This window comes from Siminovitchia terrae, assembly GCF_003605405.2.
Taxonomy (GTDB): Bacteria; Bacillota; Bacilli; order Bacillales; family Bacillaceae_C; genus Siminovitchia; species Siminovitchia terrae.
On the sequence record NZ_QYTW02000002.1, the window covers coordinates 75,163 to 93,263 of the forward strand.

Here is an 18,101-nt window from a genome sequence, read left to right on the forward strand (position 1 = left end):
AAATGAACACTCTAAAAGTAAGTATTGTCACTCCAGACGGCCCAGTCTATAATTCAGAAGTTGAAATGGTCAGCACTAAAGCTGAATCAGGTGAGTTGGGGATACTTCCAGGACATATTCCATTGGTTGCTCCCTTGCAAATCGGTGCAGTCCGCTTAAAGAATGGAAGCAAAACAGAATATGTTGCTGTAAGTGGCGGATTTTTGGAAGTTCGTCCTGAAGAAGTCACCATTCTCGCCCAGGCTGCTGAAACAGCGGAAAGTATTGATTTTGCGCGTGCCGAAGAAGCTAAGGCTCGTGCGGAGCAGCTTCTGCAAAGTAAACGGGATGACATAGATTTCAAAAGAGCGGAGCTCGCATTGAAACGTGCGATGAACCGCATTGATGTGTCACAACACAGATAAAACACTTCATATAACACCTTCTGGTCTTGCCTGATCGGAAGGTGTTATTTATGAAAGGCAACTGGAACATTTCCTCTGATGTACGCATTCGAACAAGGAGGCACTCCAATGATTGATGGAATGGATTTGGGTCAACAGGCTCTCATCAGCATCATTTCGCATTTGATATTTATTGGCTTCACTTTTTGGGCTCTTCAGGCACTGCATTTGGATAAGCTTCTAAGTGCTGGCCGGGTTTTTCAGGCCAGAATTTTGTATATTTTTTTAACGATTGCTATCGGGTCTACCGTCAGCAACTTCTTTTTAGACTATTTACATTGGTCTCGTCAGCTGCAGTATTTTTTTAAATAGGTCTTTTGGCCCGTTTTCAAACGACATCTTTTTGTTTATGATTTGAGTTGTGAGTGTGTAATTTAAGAAATTTGTCGAAAAGGCATAGATAAATTGTCTATAAATGCAGTTATTCTTAAAGTATGTACTCCTTAGCAGTGGAAACACTTATGTTAAGGGGGAGAGTACAATGAAAGAACGCTGCAGGAAATATTTGATTCCATTTATGCTTTTCACTTGTTTGATTACTGTTTTTATTGGGAATAAAACAAGTGTTGCAGGACAAAGTGAGCTGGATATTGAAAAGTTAGCATATGCAGTTCAAAACCAACACGGAACCATCATTGAATGGTCTCTACATACAAGAGAATTGGGTAAACAACCACAGGAATGGACTGTCACCAGGCTGGAGAAAGCATTTCCCGATTGGGAATGGTCTTTGTCTGCTGTTTCAGAGAAAGAAACGGTGACAGGAATCAAACGGCATGGCGATATAGAAGAAAAAATAAAAGCTGTGACTGCCGACAACAAGGCCAATCTCGTTTCTTACGTTTCCTATGAAGTCACAGGTTCAGCGTGGGAGAAGAGTGCGGTCAAAAGAGCATGGAAGTTATTACAATCCAGGACAGAACTGATTTTTAATCAAAACCCTGTTGTTTTCTCTTGTATCAAAGGCGTATTCAATGATGAAGATGAGTTTGGACAGTTTCACGCAAGCGAAATATTGTCATCTCTTCAGGCGAAGGAAAAAGAGGCACTCAGTGAGGAGGATTTTGTATCAATTTCAGCGTATTCTTCTCTTTTTTCGGAATCTCTGTCTCTTCTCGATGAAGAAATGAACCTGCAGATTGGTCTGCGCAAAAAAAATGCAGGACATGGTACATACTTCACGGTAGGCACACCCATCCTGACAAATGAATACTAATATAAAAGAAAATAGACGCGGAGGGGAATACTCTTGGAAAAGATCATCGTCCGCGGCGGGAAAAGGCTCAGCGGCACAGTCAAGGTTGAAGGTGCAAAAAATGCTGTTTTGCCTGTTATCGCTGCATCATTATTGGCAAGCGAAGGAAAAAGCGTCATTCGCGAAGTACCAACTCTCTCCGATGTATACACTATTGGTGAAGTGTTGCGTCACTTGAATACTGAAGTGAAATTTGAAAATAAAACGGTTTATGTGGATGCTTCAAAAGAACTCAATATCGAAGCTCCATTTGAATATGTTCGGAAAATGAGGGCATCAGTGCTTGTGATGGGGCCATTACTGGCAAGGCAAGGCAAAGCTCGCGTGGCTCTTCCAGGCGGATGCGCAATCGGTTCACGGCCAATCGATTTGCATTTAAAAGGTTTTGAGGCAATGGGAGCAAAAGTATCTGTAGGAAATGGATACATTGAAGCTTCTGCTGAACAATTGACAGGTGCTAAAATTTACTTGGATTTTCCAAGTGTCGGTGCTACACAAAATATTATGATGGCAGCTGTACTAGCTAAAGGTACAAGTGTGATTGAAAATTGTGCGAAGGAACCCGAAATCGCGGATCTTGCCGCTTACTTAAATAAAATGGGAGCTATTGTAAGAGGGGCCGGTACTGAAACGATTGTTATCGAAGGTGTCGATCGGTTGTATGGTGCGGACCACACGATTATGCCAGACAGAATTGAAGCTGGGAGCTTTATGGTTGCAGCGGCCATAACCGGAGGGGACGTGCTCGTCGAAGGGGGAATCGCAGACCACATGGCTTCTGTCGTAGCTAAGCTTGAGGAAATGAATGTGAAGATCATTCAGGAAGAAAATGGACTTCGCGTGATTGGCCCGGAAAAACTGAAGCCGGTAGATATTAAAACAATGCCGCATCCAGGATTTCCAACGGATATGCAATCTCAAATGATGGCTTTGCTGCTTTGTGCAGAAGGAACTAGCGTCATTACAGAAACGGTATTCGAAAACCGTTTTATGCACGTAGAAGAATTCCGTAGAATGAACAGTGATATTAAGATTGAAGGGCGTTCAGTCATTATCCAAGGACCGTGCGAGCTTCAAGGAGCTGAAGTTGCTGCCACCGACTTGCGTGCAGCTGCTGCTTTGATCATCGCAGGGTTGAAAGCAGACGGATATACCCGTGTAACTGAGCTTAAACACTTAGACCGTGGTTATCTCGACTTCCACAAGAAACTGCAAGGCCTTGGAGCCGATATAGAACGGATTACGGAAGTTTCCAGCGAAATCAATCAAGAAGAAACAAATATTGTGACTGACATGAATGCATGATATGATGAACCCGCGAAGGCGGGTTTTTTTAATTTCATTCAGCAGAAATCTCCCACTTCTATAAGTGGTGAGATGAATGCATATTGGTAATCCAGTCAGTGGGGGTTCAAACCCCGGCTGAATAAAGTCAAAGCCTCCGGATGCCACAGTTTTCAGAGGAAATTTATCGAGCGGAGCTCGATAAAATCTGGGCGCAAATACGCCAAGGCGCATTTGATTAAAGAAAAGAAAGTATAAGTTTTTTAGGTTTAACAATTTGAACAAAGTGGATTGTTGTCCAGCTACGACGTACAGGAAGTACTAGTGCAAGCGAAGCGACAGGACGTCGCGTTCTGAGCCTGCCGACGTACAGGAAGTGGCGGATTGAGGCGGCCAGCGCCTAGCCCCTCGCCTCGGGTACAAGCCGCTTCCCTGTGGTGGCTGAAGAACTGCCTCCTCGGGAATCATCTTGCGCTTTTCTAAATTACCGATCTTATATAGCATAAATGCTTGTCCTTCTGAATAAATTGGACCGAGGTGATTGTTTTCAAGTCACCTTAATTTTTATATTGGAGGCATCAGGCATGAAGCAACTAAAACCGCTACTTTTTACGTCCGCGCTCTTAATCGCCGTTTCTTTTCTCGTTCCATCCCTACTCGTTCTACCATTTTCTAAAGAAAAAACTACGGTTGAACTAGATGAACAGCCAGCCAAATTGCCGCCAAAAAAGACCGCTCAGCCAGCCACCCAGCCATCTGCTGAAGTTGCAGTTTACCGTACCACTACGAAGTCAGTGGAAAAACTCCCGTTAGAAGAATATGTGGTTGGGGTGGTAGCGTCAGAAATGCCGGCTGATTTTGAAGAGGAAGCATTAAAAGCCCAGGCACTTACAGCAAGAACCTATATTGTAAATCAACTGGTTAATCCCGAAAACTCTCAGGTTCCAGAAAACGCAAATGTGACGGATACTGTTCTCCATCAAGTTTTTAAAAATAAGAAGGAACTGAAGCTCCAATGGGGTAAAGATTTCGAATGGAGGCTGGAAAAAATAGTGAAAGCTGTGAAGGCAACGGAAGGTAAGGTTCTTACTTATCATAACAAGCCAATTACCGCTTCCTTTTTCTCCACAAGTAATGGTTATACGGAAAGTGCAGAGGATTATTGGGATAAGCCTGTACCTTATTTGAAAAGTGTAGAAAGCCCTTGGGACAGTCACTCTCCGAAATTCAATGACCAGAAAGTGATTAGTGTAAAAGAGTTTCAGCAAAGGCTTAATGTCAACATTGAAAAATCGGGAGATGTTGGAACGATTACAGCACGAACACCAGGAAAAAAGGTGGCTGCAGTCACCATTGGCGGCAAGAGCTTTACAGGCAGAGAGGTACGTGAGAAGCTTGACCTGAAATCGACCGATTTTAAATGGGAGAGGAAAGGAAATTCCATTATCATAAATACAAAAGGCTATGGGCACGGCGTGGGAATGAGTCAGTATGGTGCGAACGGAATGGCAAAGGAAGGGAAAAAATTTGATGATATCGTCACCCATTATTATCAGGGTGTTAGTATTTCAAATGCAAGCCAGTTTTTTGATAAAACAGTTGCGTCAACCCAATGATATAAGCCGGCAGCCCCATAACGGGGCGCCGGCTTTTCTGTTAAATAAGGTGGAAATCAAGTGAATTATTGATTTTGTTGAATAAAAAATACATAATATCAGAAAATAAGAAGTGTTTTTCTCGTTTTCAAGTATATAATTCTGTCTTTCTGTTCAAAATGATGGCAGAGGTGATGAAAATGAGAGAGGAAGAAAAGAAGCGATCTTCTCTAAAAAATTTTTTTAGTAAGCGGTGGGTGTTTCCAGCAATCTATCTAGCCAGTGCTGCATTGCTCATTTCCGTGATATTCTGGTATCAGACAGCCGGCCAGAATACGGCTGAAAAGCCTAACTTGACTGAGGACAGCAAAGAGCTGACTGGTATGAACAATGATACAGTCATTGAGGTCAATCAGTCCCTTGAAAATGTCTCAGTTCCGGTGAAAGACGAAAATGAAGTGGAATATATTAAACGTTTCTTTGATGCCAATGCATCGCCGGATGAGCAGGAAGCAGCACTCATTGTAGATGGAAATAAATATCGCACAAACATGGGAATTGATATTGCCATGAAAGACGGCTCTGAGTTTGATGTAACGGCAGCTCTTAGCGGTAAGGTAACAGCAGTTCGAAATGATTCTCTGCTTGGTAACGTCGTTGAGGTGGAACATGAAAATGGCGTTAAGACGATCTATCAATCGGTTCAAGACATGCAGGTTAAATCCGGGGATGCTGTTAAGCAAGGGCAAGTGCTTGCTACATCAGGCACAAGCCAGTTGAATAAGGAAGCGAAAAACCATCTGCATTTTGAAATTCGGAAAGATAACACGGCACTTAACCCGATCGACTTTTTCGGGCAGCCATTCACCGCTTTGGAAGATGTAGACAATGAAGAAGTTGACACGGACAAGCAGGAGGAAGCAGCCGGTGAAACGGAACAAAATCCTGCAGCAGGAGATTCCGAGACGCAAGAGACTGATGCGGAAGAGGATCCTCAGTCCCCCAAAATGACAGATGAATAATTGATATATTGAGACAGGCAAGGGTGTATCTAGCCTGTCTTTTTTATTTTTTCACAAATTTCTCTTCCTGTTATGTGTTTTTATCATAAAAATATTTGTCCTTCACCTTGTCCTTATTGCCTTTTTCGAGCATATATCTTCACTTGGACAAATAAGATGATACCAACACGATAAAAACAGAGAGTGCTTGAGGTGAGTAATCGTTTAAATAGAGCCTACGTTCATTTGATATTTGTTTAAATCCTGTAAAATGAGCCTGATTTGCAAAAAATGACTTCCTATCCGTACAGTATGCTGTGGAACAGGTGGAAGGTTCCAATAAAGCAGACCCAGTATGTATATACAAAAGACGAGTCTCATTTCACACTCCTCACATCCAATTCAGGGAGGGCGAGTGGTGTGCACGATTACATCAAAGAGCGAACGATCAAGATTGGAAAGTATATCGTGGAGACGAGAAAAACGGTTCGCATGATTGCGAAAGAGTTTGGCGTATCCAAAAGTACTGTCCATAAAGATTTGACTGAACGGCTCCCGGAATTAAATCCGGAGCTTGCTAACCAGGTGAAAAGCATCTTAGAATACCATAAATCAATCAGGCATCTCAGGGGGGGAGAAGCGACCAAACAAAAGTATAAAAAAGCTGAGCTTCAAAAATAGTCTCTCGCGGAAGAAGGCAAGAAGTTACAGGCCTTCTTCTTTGATTTTTAAAACTTTGTTTGGCTGCTGCTAAACGTCGATCACCGTTCTTCTCTAAGTCAAAAAACCTAAAGTTTGTCAATCCTTCATTCCTTTTTGGGGCTCAAGTATGATAAAATATATAATAGCGATATGTGTGTGTTCTCGGAAGTGTACATAATAAAGTTCTAATATATGAAGGTAGGGATAGAAAAAATGTTTGCAAAGGATATCGGCATTGACTTGGGGACGGCTAATGTTCTGATTCACGTAAAGGGGCAAGGGATCGTTTTGAACGAGCCATCGGTTGTGGCTATTGATAAAAATACGAACAAAGTTCTTGCGGTTGGTGAAGAGGCCAGACGTATGGTTGGACGGACACCGGGAAATATCGTAGCCATTCGTCCTTTAAGGGATGGAGTCATCGCCGATTTTGATGTTACAGAATCAATGTTGAAGCATTTTATCAATAAATTAAATGTAAAAGGATTCTTATCAAAACCTCGCATTCTTATTTGCTGCCCGACGAACATTACGAGTGTTGAACAGAAAGCGATTAAAGAAGCGGCTGAAAAAAGCGGCGGAAAGAAAGTTTACCTTGAAGAAGAGCCTAAGGTTGCCGCAATCGGTGCGGGAATGGATATTTTTCAGCCGAGTGGAAATATGGTGATTGATATCGGCGGCGGTACTACAGACGTTGCTGTGCTTTCAATGGGAGATATTGTAACCTCGGCTTCCATTAAGATGGCAGGCGACAGTTTTGACAACGAGATCTTAAACTATGTAAAAAAAGAATACAAGCTGTTGATCGGTGAAAGAACAGCTGAAAACATTAAAATTAATATCGGGACAGTATTCCCTGATTCCCGTGATGAGGAAATGGAAATACGCGGACGAGATTTGGTTAATGGACTTCCGCGGACAATCACTGTTACTTCGAAGGAAATAGAAGGGGCTTTACGAGAATCGGTCGATGTTATTGTTCAAGCTGCCAAAAATGTATTGGAAAAAACTCCTCCTGAGCTTTCCGCAGATATTATTGACAGAGGAGTTATTTTGACAGGTGGCGGAGCGCTCCTTCATGGTATTGATCAATTACTTGTAGAGGAACTGCGTGTACCTGTCTTGGTAGCAGAAGAGCCAATGGATGCTGTTGCGATCGGGACGGGCATCATGCTGGAGAATATTGATAAAATTGACAGGCGCAGTATAGTTTAACTTCATTCAGCAAAAATCTCCCACTTCTGTAAGTGGTGAGATGAATGCATAATGGTATTCCATTCAGTGGGGGTTCAAACCCCGGCTGAATAAAGTTAAAGTTTCCGGCGGATGCCACAGATTTTCAGAGGAAATTTATCGAGCGAAGCTCGATAAAATCTGGGCGCAAATACGCCAAGGCGCATTTGATAAGGGGGCATGATCAATGTTAAGAGGCCTTTTTACAGCTGCATCAGGAATGTATGCTTCGCAGCGAAAGACGGAAATGTTAACAAACAATATGGCTAATGCCCAAACACCGGGATATAAAGCAGACCATTCCCATGTACGGGCTTTTCCGGAAATGCTTATTGAGCGGTTTAATGCTGGGAAGAGCCGGACGAGTCAGGTAGGAACCCTGCATACTGGTGTATATGTTCAGGAGGTTACCCCGCGTTTTATACAGGGGGATACTATTCAAACGGAGCGCTCTACTGACCTCGCACTGTTAGATCGGGCAGATGGAACTGCTTTTTTTTCAGTGGAACAGAACGGTCAGGTGAGATATACACGAAACGGTAAATTTACAGTCGATCCATCAGGAGTATTAACAACGGAAAACGGCTGGCCAGTCCTTGATGTGAATGGTAATCAGATTAGGGTAGCTAGCGATGAGTTCGAAGTTGACGAAACCGGCAGGGTTACAGAAAATGGAGAACAAGTCGCCCTTTTAGGAATCGTGCTGACAGATAATCCTGAGAATCTTGCTAAAGATGGAGACGGGCTTTTCCGGACGGAAGATGATGCTCAGCTTCCGTTTGCCCAAAATACTGATTTTACCGTTTCTCAGGGATTTGTTGAGAAATCGAATGTTGATATTACGCGCTCGATGACGGACATGATTACTGCTTACAGAACGTTTGAAGCAAATCAAAAAGTTGTTCAAGCTTACGACCGCAGCCTGGACAAAGCAGTTAATGAAGTCGGAAGGGTCAACGGATAGAGGATGATGAAGAGTGAATAGAACAATGGTAACGGCTGTTAATACACTTGGACAGTTACACAAACAAGTGGATTTGATCGGCCATAACTTGGCAAATGCTGAGACCGCTGGTTATAAATCAAGGGAAGCTTCTTTTGCAGACTTAATGGCTCAACAGATTAACAATTATTCTTCCGCCGGCTCAGAAGTTGGCAGGCAGTCACCCCTGGGGATCCGTCAAAGCCCTGGTGCTAGGATTTCCCAAACAGCGATGCTCTCCAAGCAGGGTTCATTGAAAACAACTGGCCGCCCCCTTGATATTGCTTTTACAAAAGAGAATCAGTATTTAAAAGTAAGAGTTCAGGAAGACGGCACATCCCAAATCCGGTTTACTCGAAATGGGGAGCTGGATATTGTCAATGCCGGGGATCAATGGGTGCTTGCAACAAAAGATGGCCATCTGGTCTTAGATGAAAACGACCAAGTGATTACTTTTTCTGGAAAAGTCGAAGAGGTTAAAATGATTCAGCCTGGTACCTTGGAAGCAACGATGGATAATGGCCAGAATATCGCATTCCGATTAGGAGTCATCGCTTTAAACAAGCCCCAGTATCTGGAACAGATGGGAAATACGCTTTTAGGGCTGCCTGATGGTGCGGATAATAATATAAACCAGATTTATTCGGATTTGAACGGAGCCCGAAGGCAGGAGATCTCCCTTCAACAGGGCGTATTGGAAGCTTCCAATGTTGATATTGGAAAAGAAATGACTGATTTGATGGCTTCCCAGCGCTCGATTCAGTTTCAATCCAGATCCATTACTCTTGCAGACCAAATGATGGGTCTGGTTAATGGAATACGTTAACTTCATTCAGTGGGGTTCAAACCCCGGCTGAATAAAGGCAAAGCCTCCGGCGGATGCTACAGATTTTCAGAGGAAATATATCGAGCAAGCTCGATAAAATCTGGGCGCAAATACGCCAAGGCGCATTTGATTTTTCTACGTTCATTCAAACGGCCAAAAGGAGTTCTTTTCTATGTCAGCTAAATTTATCAGCAAAGATCAATCCAAGACACATGAGCAAATGGATAAAAAGCGAAACAAAGAAAAAAATACGGAAGAGTCTTTAAAAAGGATCAAAGTTAGGCTCATCCCCATTTGGCTGAGGGTTTTGATTGTTATTTTTTTAACCGCCGTCAGTTTAATTGCCGGCGTCGTGACAGGATACGCTGTTATAGGTAATGGAAAACCGCAAGATGCCTTAAAAAAAGAAACATGGACTCATATTGTTGATCTTGTAAATAAAGAAAAGTAAAGGCTGTCTCAGCCTTTTCTTACTATTTATTGTTCTGGGGGAATGAATCATGATGGATATTCAGCAAATTAAAGAAATTATACCGCACCGTTACCCTTTTTTACTCGTTGACCGGATTCTTGAAATCGAGGAAGGCAAGCGGGCTGTTGGATTGAAAAATGTAACAGCAAATGAGGAATTTTTCAATGGACATTTTCCGGATTATCCAGTTATGCCTGGAGTTTTGATTGTTGAGGCGCTTGCGCAAGTGGGAGCAGTGGCCATGCTAAAAAGAGAAGAAAATCGGGGCAAGCTTGCGTTTTTCGCAGGAATTGATAAATGCCGTTTCAAGCGGCAGGTTAAGCCAGGCGACCAGCTTCATTTAGAAGTGGAAATTGTTCGCGTGAAAGGCCCGATGGGCAAAGGAAAAGGAATCGCCCGTGTGGGTGAGGAGATTGTATGTGAAACAGAAATCATGTTTGCAATTGGGGAATAATGGATAAAGATGATTGTAAAAGCGGATTGATGGAAAACAACGAAAAAAAATTGAAGAATTTTGGAGGATTTGGGAAAGCTAAGTTCAGACCAATAAGGTCCAATACAAACGGAAATTGGCAATAGCCGATCTTACCCACAAGAAGTGGGCCTAACAAAATCTGAAAGGAGCTTACCAAATGAATCCAAAACCTCGAAAAATCATTGGAGCTATCGCCTTGTCATCTTTGCTTTTTGCAGGATGCGCAAATAATAATCCAGAGCCGCCACCGCCAAATGACAATGTTCAGGACAACAATGGTATCAATGATAACAATGGTTTGAATAACGACAATAATCTGGACAACAATAACGGAGTCAATACGGATAACAATGATTTAGACAACAATAATAATCGTATGGATGAAGACGATAATAAATAAAAAGCGGGGCTTCCCGCTTTTTTTTATTCCTTGGTAACAAGCTGTTTCATTCTTATTCTTGCCTTAAATTCGTTCAATAGTTTTTCTCCGCTAAATCCTTCTTTTATCAAATCGTCCAGCAGCAATTCTAAGTATTCGTTCCGGCGCTTGCTCAGACGACCTGTAAATAAAACGCTAATGTGGTCTTTTACGGGTCTGATGGAATGAATTGAAACGGTGAAAGGGGCAGGGTCGTTGGCTGCATGGGTAATAATCACTCGAATTTCGAATGGTTCTCTTTTTTCATAAATAGACTTGAAATACGATTGAAATTTGTTATCGACATAAGCCTCAATGATCCAGCTTCCTTCTTCATTCTCTTTATTGATAATCAATCCGTCGGTAAGTGGAATATTTTTTGCCTCATGTTGATCACCGAGTATTTGCAGGGCTACGATTTTAAATGTTTTCAAATCGAGTCTCCTCCATATGTTCTTTTTTAAAGTATATCATTTTCTCAATTCTTCTTCATAGCTATATGAGAAGCTTTTATTCGACATACTTTTTCAAAGTTTGATCTTTTTTAATCACTTTCAAGATTCTTTTATAAACACAAAAAAACATTAAAAATTGAAATTTAATTAACGAACTGTTTACTTTTTAAAAGCATTCCTTGAGGAAAAATGATTTTTGTGGATTTTACATCATGAAGCTTCGCTTATAAGATATAGGTACTAAACAAAAAGGGGTGATCAATTGATAAATCAGGTAACGTTGGTTGGGAGGCTGACGAAAGATCCGGAGCTTCGTTACACAGTAGAAGGAAAGGCGGTATTGAATATTACCCTAGCACTTAACCGCCATTATCGAAATGCCCAGGGTGAATTCGATGCAGACTTTGTGCTTTGTACACTTTGGAACAAAGTTGCTGAAAATACAGCTAAGTATTGCAGCAAAGGTTCCATAGTTGGAATCATGGGAAGAATACAAACCAGAAATTATGAAAACCATGATGGAAAAAGAGTTTATGTTACCGAAGTCATTGCCGTTTCAGTGAAATTCATGGGAGGGCGAACAAAAGATGAAAGGCCTGCTGTTTCGAGTCAGCCCGCAGGCTAAGGGAGGTGAATATTTGAGAAGAGCTGCTCATCAAGGTGATTCGCTGGAACTTCTTGTCAGTGACCTCATTTTCAAGCTCGGAAAAGCAAATCAGCAAATCCACTCTTTATCCCAACGGGTCCATCAACTTGAACTTCTCTTAAATCAACAGACACCCGAACATCTTTCTTCAACAAAAACGTACGACCTTCTAGAGAAACATTAATCCTTTCAAAAATCAGCCTCAAAAAACCGAATTTATTGTACCCTCGTTAGGCCACCTCAAAAATAGAGGACCAGCTATGATTTGGCTGGTCTTTTTTGGGGAAATGTTAATTCAAATCCTCGGAGCTGCATATGAATTGAAAGCTGCAAAGGACGTAAAACAATAGCTGTTTATCTAGCGTTTGGTGTGTTTGTTGTAGCGCTGCTGTCATTTAACAACAAAAACTAATCCCCACCCTTGAATTTGGGCCCAAGTGGATTATTTCTGTCCGCTACCACTTCAGATGTTTTTAATGTATTCATTACTAATAGTAGATTGGTTACTTTTTTAAGGAGAAACAAAACACAAAAGAGTGAACGGTTTGTTTTCAGTATGGAGCTTCAACAAACCGACTATTTTCACTGAGTATGCTCGTTTCTGTGATTCGGCCAACCGAGCCCTCGAAAAAGTGCCCTTTATCCAGGATCATCCTTCTTTGTATCTCTTAATTGCGTAACTTGGCTAAGGGCGGCGAAAAGGCAAAGAAAACCAAGTAGGCTAACAGGCACTCACAAAACTGAATAACGCTCTTCAACTGCCACTAAGTCATGGGATTTTCCTGATTTCCTAATGCTTTTCTGACAAATCGGCTACAGAGATAAAGCCAACCCTTGACTTCGTTTACGTCAACATTGCCTCAAAGAGTAATGATCCTTAGAGCAGAGGAATCCAGAAATCCTTACCATTATAGATGACAATTCCTGGCAGTGTCTCTTTTTGTCCATTAACCATTCGGATATTTTGGTTGGCGGGATATTCAATGGTTCTTCCGTTGTTTTCAGCTATGAAGCTGGCTTGTTTGTTTTTATTTATCTTTATTTTCGTTTTATATCCCATTTTTACAAAATGCTCCTGAGCAGGCACAAACTTTCTATTTGTAAGTTCAGAAAGTGGGGGAAGGTTCAGATGTTTGATGACATATTCAGGTAGATCCGTATTATTTATGAGGCCCTGCGGTTTATGCAAAACTCCTTTACCACCATAGCTGTATAGAAAGACGTCTTCACCTGAATGCCCGCGGGTAGTGAAACCCAAATGAGCCCGATTAGCCATCAACTGAACCATCGCTTTTTCTATGTCCTTCTCTTTTTTTATCTGTTGTATCTGAGCTTTTGAAAGATCATCCAGGCCGTAGCTTTTTAAGACTTCTTTAATATTTGATCTGTTTTCCTTTAATTGAGATAGAGCACCTGTCACAGAAAGGGATGCTTTTTTTAAAGGCTCTGTGAACTGCTCCGGCGGTGTTTGCGGGTACGTTTTATCCGTCTGCCTGTTTCCCATTGTCAACCCGCTGTTGCCATGGTCTGTGACAGCGATCAGAAGGGTGTTCTGGTCTGTCTTTGCAAATTGTAGAGCTTCTTTAACAGCATCATCAAATGCCAGGACCTCGCTGACCATTCCTACCGGGTCATTTTTATGACCGGCAAAATCAACTTTACTCCCTTCAATAAAGAGAAGAAAACCATTGGAATTTTGATTGAGAGTTTGTAAAGCTTTTTTGGTCATCTCGGCTAGGGAAGGCTGTTCAGGATGCAGCTTTTCTCTATCAAAATCATACGCCATATCTTCTTCAGAAAAAAATCCGTGAAGCTGCAATCCGTATGAATTCATCATTTCTTTTTTTGTAGAAATAGAGCTCGGGAGAAATGAATACTTTTTTCCGCCGCCAAGCATGACATCGATATTTTGGTGAGCCTGTTGAAAGCCAATTTCCTTCATTTGGTGCCGACTATTAGAGTGCGCCGAAAAAGCGGCAGGTGTAGCATGTTGAACAGGAGCCGTTGCGATGATTCCTGTTGCTAATCCTTTCTCTTTTGCAGCCTCCAAAACGTTTGCGACCGGACGGCCTCTGCGTTCTCCTTCTTTTTCATTAACAGGAACCATTCCAATAAAATCAACAGTTGTTTTATGTCCGGTGGCCATTGCAGTCGCAGCCGCTGCTGAATCCGTAATGGCTGAACGCAGAGAATAAGTATGGACTCCGCCTGTCAAAATTTGATCCAATGCAAGTGGCTTGCCTTTGTAATGTCTAGCCAATGTAACGACGTCTGAATTTGTTCCGTCCATCACCATGAAGATGACATTCTTTCTGCTGACTTCGCCAAGAACAGCCTCGGCGTTATGGGGCATAATAAAAGTAAAAGAATATATAAGAACCGCAATGATTATCTTTTTGAACATCATTTACCTCCAAGTTATACTGAATGCTCTTATTATTGGAGGGAAAAATGAATTTATTCGAGGTCGAAAATAAAAAACCGCAACGCCTGTTTCTGCGTTGCGGTTTTCTGTTCAATAGAACTTTTTGAATCCGTCAAATTTGCTCTTCCAGTAGGAATTATTGAGGCTTGAAACCTCAACTCCGTTGTTTCCTGCATGGATGAATTGGTTGCTTCCCAGATAGATTCCCATATGAGAGATACCACTGCGATATGTATTTTTGAAAAAGACTAAATCACCAGCTTGAGGGCTTTTTGTATAATATGAGCGATTATAGTAACCGTCTGTACCTAACCTACTGATGTTGTGGCCGGCTTGTTTAAATGCATAATAAATGAATCCGCTGCAATCAAATCCTGCAGGGGTTGTCCCGCCCCACGCATATTTTACTCCAATATGCTGTTTGGCTGATTGTACGACGTTGCCCACTTTTCCCTGAGTTGGCCTTGACACTGAAGCAGCAGCTGAATTCTGGTTATTTCCAGAGGAGCCTGTGGAAGGAGCACTTCCGTTCAGGCGAAGGACTTGACCGACATAAATTATGTCTGATCTTAATCCGTTTGCTTGTTTTAAGTTTGCTACGGTTGTTCCGTATTTTGCAGCTATCCGGCCAAGTGTATCTCCAGAAACCACCTTATATGTAGTAGTACTGCCGCTGTTGCTATTTGCTGACGGCCTTGGACTTGAAGAGGTTGATGGTGCTGGAGCAGATGAACTGCTACCTTGTGATACTTTTAATACCTGTCCTGGCCTAATCATATCAGATGTCAGACCGTTCCATTGTTTTAGTTGGCTAAGGGTGATACCGTGTGCATTGGCAATTCTAATTAGGTAATCACCTGATTTAACTGTGTATGTATTCCCCGCTTTTGAGGAAGTGACCGGACCTTGAGTTGAGGTTTTGGAAGTTGTTGAGGTAGTTGGCTTATTAGTTGTGTTGCTATTTCCATCTATTTTAAGAACTTGCCTTGGATAGATAATATCACTACTTAAACCATTCAACTTTTTAATATTATTTATAGTCGTTTTGTACTGGTTTGCGATTTTCCATAGACTGTCACCAGGCTTAACTTCGTGGCTTGCCGCAGAAGCTTTACCAGAAAAAGTTGCCACTAATGCTACTGTAGCCACGCCGCCTACTAACTTTTTCCGCACAATTTATTCCCCCTAAACATATAGCCTTTTAGCCAGTCTAGCATAAATTTTTCACAATTCGTGTTAATAATACCAAATGTTACATGATTTTAATAATGTAACCATATTTTTCCATATGAAATGAATGATTTTCTTTTCATCTGTAGGTCAATATCATAGAATAAGAAATAAGAAGGATTTCAGGGGGTTTTTGACTTGGTAAAAAAGAATCGATTTGAAACGGATGTTATCCATGCGGGGTATAGGCCAGCTGATTATCTGGGCAGCCTTGTTCCGCCTATTTTTCAGACTTCGACATATACATTTCCATCCGCAGAAGAAGGAGAAAGGCGATTTGCAGGAGAATCAGAAGGACATATATACTCAAGGTTGGGAAATCCTACTGTGACCGCTCTTGAGGAAAGAATGACAGCGCTTGAACAAGGGGAAGCTGCACTTGCTTTTGCTTCAGGAATGGGAGCGGTTAGCGCCACTCTTTTCCATTTGACAAATACCGGTGATCATATCTTATGCTCTGGTGGTATTTATGGATGTACATTCGGTCTTTTACAAATAATGAAGAAAAAATATAATATTGACCATGATTTGATCGATATGGACAGGGAAGAAGCGATAAAGGCAGCGATTCGTGACAATACAAAGGTGATTTATGTTGAGACGCCTATTAATCCAACGATGAAACTAGTTGACCTTGAAATGATTGTAAGGATCGCAAAAGAGCACGACATTCGCGTTGTTGTTGATAACACATTTTGTTCACCATATTTACAAAGGCCGCTATCCTTGGGATGTGACTACGTTGTCCACAGCGCTACTAAATACATTGGGGGCCACGGAGATGTAGTTGCAGGTATTGTTGTTGGAGCTGACAAAGAGGAGATCGCTGAAATGGGCGTGACAATGAGGAAGGATATCGGGGGAATTATGTCTCCATTTGATGCCTGGCTGCTGCTGCGTGGTTTGAAGACATTAGCAGTGAGGCTTGATCGGCACTGTGAAAATGCTGAAAAAATTGCTGAAAAATTAAAGGCGCACCCAAAGGTTGGACGAATGTTCTATCCTGGAGATCCGGACTTTCCTCAATACGAGCTTGCTAAGAGACAAATGAGGCTGCCGGGAGGAATGATTAGCTTTGAAGTCAAAGGGAGTAAAGAGGAAGCACAGGCGATTTTAAATCGGGTGAAACTCATTCGGCTTGCTGTCAGTCTAGGTGATACTGAGACATTGATTCAGCATCCGGCGACAATGACCCATGCAGTTGTCCCTGAAGACGAGCGGAAAAAAATGGGGATTACTGATACTTTAATCAGAATGTCTGTCGGTATTGAAGCATGGGAAGATGTATGGGAAGATTTGAAGCAGGCACTGGACGGAATTTGATACATGATGAACCTTGCCATTTTCGTTTGAAATAGGCAAGGTTTTTTGTTGTTGATCACATTTTACTGCGTCATGTGCTGAGTCTAGTTCCAGCACAATCAATTAGTAGAAACCATAAGCTTTCTCCTACAAAAAGTTGATATTGGGATAGGACATCCTGGTACGCGCGAGTGATAGGGTTCATCAGCTCAGGGTCATTACAAACTACGCCTTCATCAGTGTCCGTCTAGCTTTGCGCTGGTAAACAGGGACTCTCGCACTTCTTATCCTTGATTCCATCGAAGACATTCCATTCTGTATGTTGATGAACTGGGGCTTTTGTTCTTGTAAACAAATCGATACAGATGAGTAGCGCATTCTAAGGTTCTAAGTAAAATATTGGAAAGTGAATCAACATTTTTGTAACTTTTTTTTCATTGTAACTGGAAAAAATGAGCTTTATAATTAATACGTGTTTAGTCAGAGGGTTTGGCTAACTTGGTATAAGCAAGGGGGCAATTTTTTGATAAAGGGTTACTGTCAAAAGTGCAGGAATCCTGGCCAAGATTTAAATTTAGCTGTTTTGCGCCTGTATATTGTTAGGAGGAAAAAATATGAATGTCTTGATTTTCGAAAGTCCCGACGAAGCTACAAAAGCCGCTTTTGACATTGTTATGCAACGCCTTGAAACAGGACTGCAAACAATGGGGTTGGCAACAGGAAGCACCCCTTTGAAGCTTTATGAAAAACTCCGCAATACGGATACTGATGTATCCCATGTGACAACTGTTAATTTGGATGAATATGTTGGTTTGGAGCCAACTGATCCTCAAAGCTATAATTATTACATGAATGAAGAATTGTTCAAATATATGAATTTCGCTGCAACGTATGTTCCTAATGGAGCGGTTGAGGATCCAGAGAAAGAGTGTGAGCGTTACGAAGAAATTCTCAAAAAAAATCCTGTTGACCTCCAAATTCTAGGCATGGGACCAAATGGACATATCGGCTTTAATGAGCCGGGCACCTCCTTTGACTCCGTAACACATATTGCCGAATTGACTGCATCTACAAGAGAGGCTAATAAACGATTTTTTGAAAAAGAAGAACAGGTTCCAACAAAAGCGATTACAATGGGGATTTCCTCTATCCTGTCAGCTAAAGAGGTTTTGATGCTGGCCTTTGGGGAGAGCAAAGCGGAGGCGGTAAGAAGCATGATCGATGAGCCTGTCACGGAGGGCTGCCCAGCCTCTGTTCTGCAAAATCATTCAAATGCTGTCATCATCCTTGATAAAGAGGCAGCAAGCAAATTGGAGCGCAGCAAATAAGAAAAAGGCCGGCCCTCTTGTAGAGGCGT

At 41.9% G+C, this 18,101-nt stretch carries 21 protein-coding genes; 18 read left to right on the forward strand and 3 right to left on the reverse strand.

The window, feature by feature from the left end; all coding sequences use genetic code 11:
* Window positions 1-2 precede the first annotated feature (2 nt).
* The 14 genes from D5F11_RS02775 to D5F11_RS02835 all read left to right on the forward strand — a co-directional run bounded on the left by D5F11_RS02775 (window position 3) and on the right by D5F11_RS02835 (window position 10,668).
* Window positions 3-404 carry a F0F1 ATP synthase subunit epsilon gene (locus D5F11_RS02775; RefSeq protein ID WP_120114822.1) on the forward strand — a complete coding sequence of 134 codons (402 nt, stop codon included), beginning with the start codon at window positions 3-5 and terminating at the stop codon, window positions 402-404.
* Window positions 405-512: 108 nt separating this feature from the next.
* Window positions 513-755, forward strand: coding sequence for a DUF1146 family protein (locus tag D5F11_RS02780; RefSeq protein ID WP_120114821.1), 243 nt, complete (start codon window positions 513-515; stop codon window positions 753-755).
* A 169-nt stretch (window positions 756-924) separates the two neighbouring features.
* Window positions 925-1,659 carry a YwmB family TATA-box binding protein gene (locus D5F11_RS02785; RefSeq protein WP_185830462.1) on the forward strand — a complete coding sequence of 245 codons (735 nt, stop codon included), beginning with the start codon at window positions 925-927 and terminating at the stop codon, window positions 1,657-1,659.
* Between the two features lie 33 nt (window positions 1,660-1,692).
* A complete protein-coding gene (gene murA / locus D5F11_RS02790) occupies window positions 1,693-3,003 on the forward strand; it encodes a UDP-N-acetylglucosamine 1-carboxyvinyltransferase (RefSeq protein WP_120114819.1) in 1,311 nt (436 codons plus the stop codon).
* 563 nt (window positions 3,004-3,566) lie between these two features.
* On the forward strand, window positions 3,567-4,598 hold the full coding sequence (spoIID, locus tag D5F11_RS02795) for a stage II sporulation protein D (protein ID WP_120114818.1): 1,032 nt from the start codon (window positions 3,567-3,569) through the stop codon (window positions 4,596-4,598).
* A gap of 179 nt (window positions 4,599-4,777) precedes the next feature.
* Complete coding sequence (gene spoIIQ, locus D5F11_RS02800; RefSeq protein ID WP_245998044.1) at window positions 4,778-5,599, forward strand: stage II sporulation protein SpoIIQ; 822 nt, start codon at window positions 4,778-4,780, stop codon at window positions 5,597-5,599.
* 399 nt (window positions 5,600-5,998) lie between these two features.
* The gene (gene spoIIID, locus D5F11_RS02805; RefSeq protein ID WP_120114817.1) at window positions 5,999-6,259 is read left to right on the forward strand and encodes a sporulation transcriptional regulator SpoIIID; all 261 of its coding nucleotides are present in this window, start codon (window positions 5,999-6,001) and stop codon (window positions 6,257-6,259) included.
* A gap of 234 nt (window positions 6,260-6,493) precedes the next feature.
* Window positions 6,494-7,495, forward strand: coding sequence for a rod shape-determining protein (gene mreB / locus D5F11_RS02810; protein WP_120114816.1), 1,002 nt, complete (start codon window positions 6,494-6,496; stop codon window positions 7,493-7,495).
* Between the two features lie 205 nt (window positions 7,496-7,700).
* Window positions 7,701-8,477, forward strand: a complete 777-nt coding sequence (locus tag D5F11_RS02815) for a flagellar hook-basal body protein (RefSeq protein WP_120114815.1) — start codon at window positions 7,701-7,703, stop codon at window positions 8,475-8,477.
* A 13-nt stretch (window positions 8,478-8,490) separates the two neighbouring features.
* The gene (locus D5F11_RS02820; RefSeq protein WP_120114814.1) at window positions 8,491-9,321 is read left to right on the forward strand and encodes a flagellar hook-basal body protein; all 831 of its coding nucleotides are present in this window, start codon (window positions 8,491-8,493) and stop codon (window positions 9,319-9,321) included.
* 9 nt (window positions 9,322-9,330) lie between these two features.
* Window positions 9,331-9,504, forward strand: a complete 174-nt coding sequence (locus D5F11_RS25840) for a hypothetical protein (RefSeq protein WP_185830463.1) — start codon at window positions 9,331-9,333, stop codon at window positions 9,502-9,504.
* Window positions 9,494-9,772, forward strand: a complete 279-nt coding sequence (locus D5F11_RS02825) for a DNA-directed RNA polymerase subunit beta (RefSeq protein ID WP_120114813.1) — start codon at window positions 9,494-9,496, stop codon at window positions 9,770-9,772. The genes D5F11_RS25840 and D5F11_RS02825 overlap by 11 nt, the downstream gene beginning before the upstream one ends.
* Window positions 9,773-9,821: 49 nt before the next feature.
* Window positions 9,822-10,247 carry a 3-hydroxyacyl-ACP dehydratase FabZ gene (gene fabZ / locus D5F11_RS02830; RefSeq protein ID WP_120114812.1) on the forward strand — a complete coding sequence of 142 codons (426 nt, stop codon included), beginning with the start codon at window positions 9,822-9,824 and terminating at the stop codon, window positions 10,245-10,247.
* A gap of 178 nt (window positions 10,248-10,425) precedes the next feature.
* Window positions 10,426-10,668, forward strand: coding sequence for a hypothetical protein (locus D5F11_RS02835; protein WP_120114811.1), 243 nt, complete (start codon window positions 10,426-10,428; stop codon window positions 10,666-10,668).
* Window positions 10,669-10,691: 23 nt separating this feature from the next.
* On the opposite strand, the gene D5F11_RS02840 is transcribed toward D5F11_RS02835, so the two are convergent.
* Window positions 10,692-11,120 (reverse strand): YwpF family protein, encoded by a 429-nt coding sequence (locus tag D5F11_RS02840; RefSeq protein WP_185830464.1) that lies wholly within the window; start codon window positions 11,118-11,120, stop codon window positions 10,692-10,694.
* A gap of 283 nt (window positions 11,121-11,403) precedes the next feature.
* On the opposite strand from D5F11_RS02840, the gene ssb reads away from it, so the two are divergent.
* Window positions 11,404-11,766, forward strand: coding sequence for a single-stranded DNA-binding protein (ssb, locus tag D5F11_RS02845; RefSeq protein WP_120114809.1), 363 nt, complete (start codon window positions 11,404-11,406; stop codon window positions 11,764-11,766).
* A 13-nt stretch (window positions 11,767-11,779) separates the two neighbouring features.
* Window positions 11,780-11,971, forward strand: coding sequence for a hypothetical protein (locus tag D5F11_RS02850; RefSeq protein ID WP_120114808.1), 192 nt, complete (start codon window positions 11,780-11,782; stop codon window positions 11,969-11,971).
* Between the two features lie 693 nt (window positions 11,972-12,664).
* Here the strand turns inward: D5F11_RS02850 and D5F11_RS02855 are convergent.
* Both D5F11_RS02855 and D5F11_RS02860 read right to left on the reverse strand, forming a co-directional pair.
* The gene (locus tag D5F11_RS02855) at window positions 12,665-14,191 is read right to left on the reverse strand and encodes an alkaline phosphatase (protein ID WP_120114807.1); all 1,527 of its coding nucleotides are present in this window, start codon (window positions 14,189-14,191) and stop codon (window positions 12,665-12,667) included.
* Window positions 14,192-14,302: 111 nt separating this feature from the next.
* Window positions 14,303-15,385 carry a C40 family peptidase gene (locus D5F11_RS02860; protein ID WP_185830465.1) on the reverse strand — a complete coding sequence of 361 codons (1,083 nt, stop codon included), beginning with the start codon at window positions 15,383-15,385 and terminating at the stop codon, window positions 14,303-14,305.
* Window positions 15,386-15,580: 195 nt separating this feature from the next.
* On the opposite strand from D5F11_RS02860, the gene megL reads away from it, so the two are divergent.
* Together megL and nagB are read left to right on the forward strand one after the other, a co-directional pair.
* Window positions 15,581-16,765 carry a methionine gamma-lyase gene (megL, locus tag D5F11_RS02865; RefSeq protein ID WP_120114805.1) on the forward strand — a complete coding sequence of 395 codons (1,185 nt, stop codon included), beginning with the start codon at window positions 15,581-15,583 and terminating at the stop codon, window positions 16,763-16,765.
* Between the two features lie 593 nt (window positions 16,766-17,358).
* The gene (gene nagB / locus D5F11_RS02870; RefSeq protein WP_120114804.1) at window positions 17,359-18,072 is read left to right on the forward strand and encodes a glucosamine-6-phosphate deaminase; all 714 of its coding nucleotides are present in this window, start codon (window positions 17,359-17,361) and stop codon (window positions 18,070-18,072) included.
* Window positions 18,073-18,101: the final 29 nt, after the last annotated feature.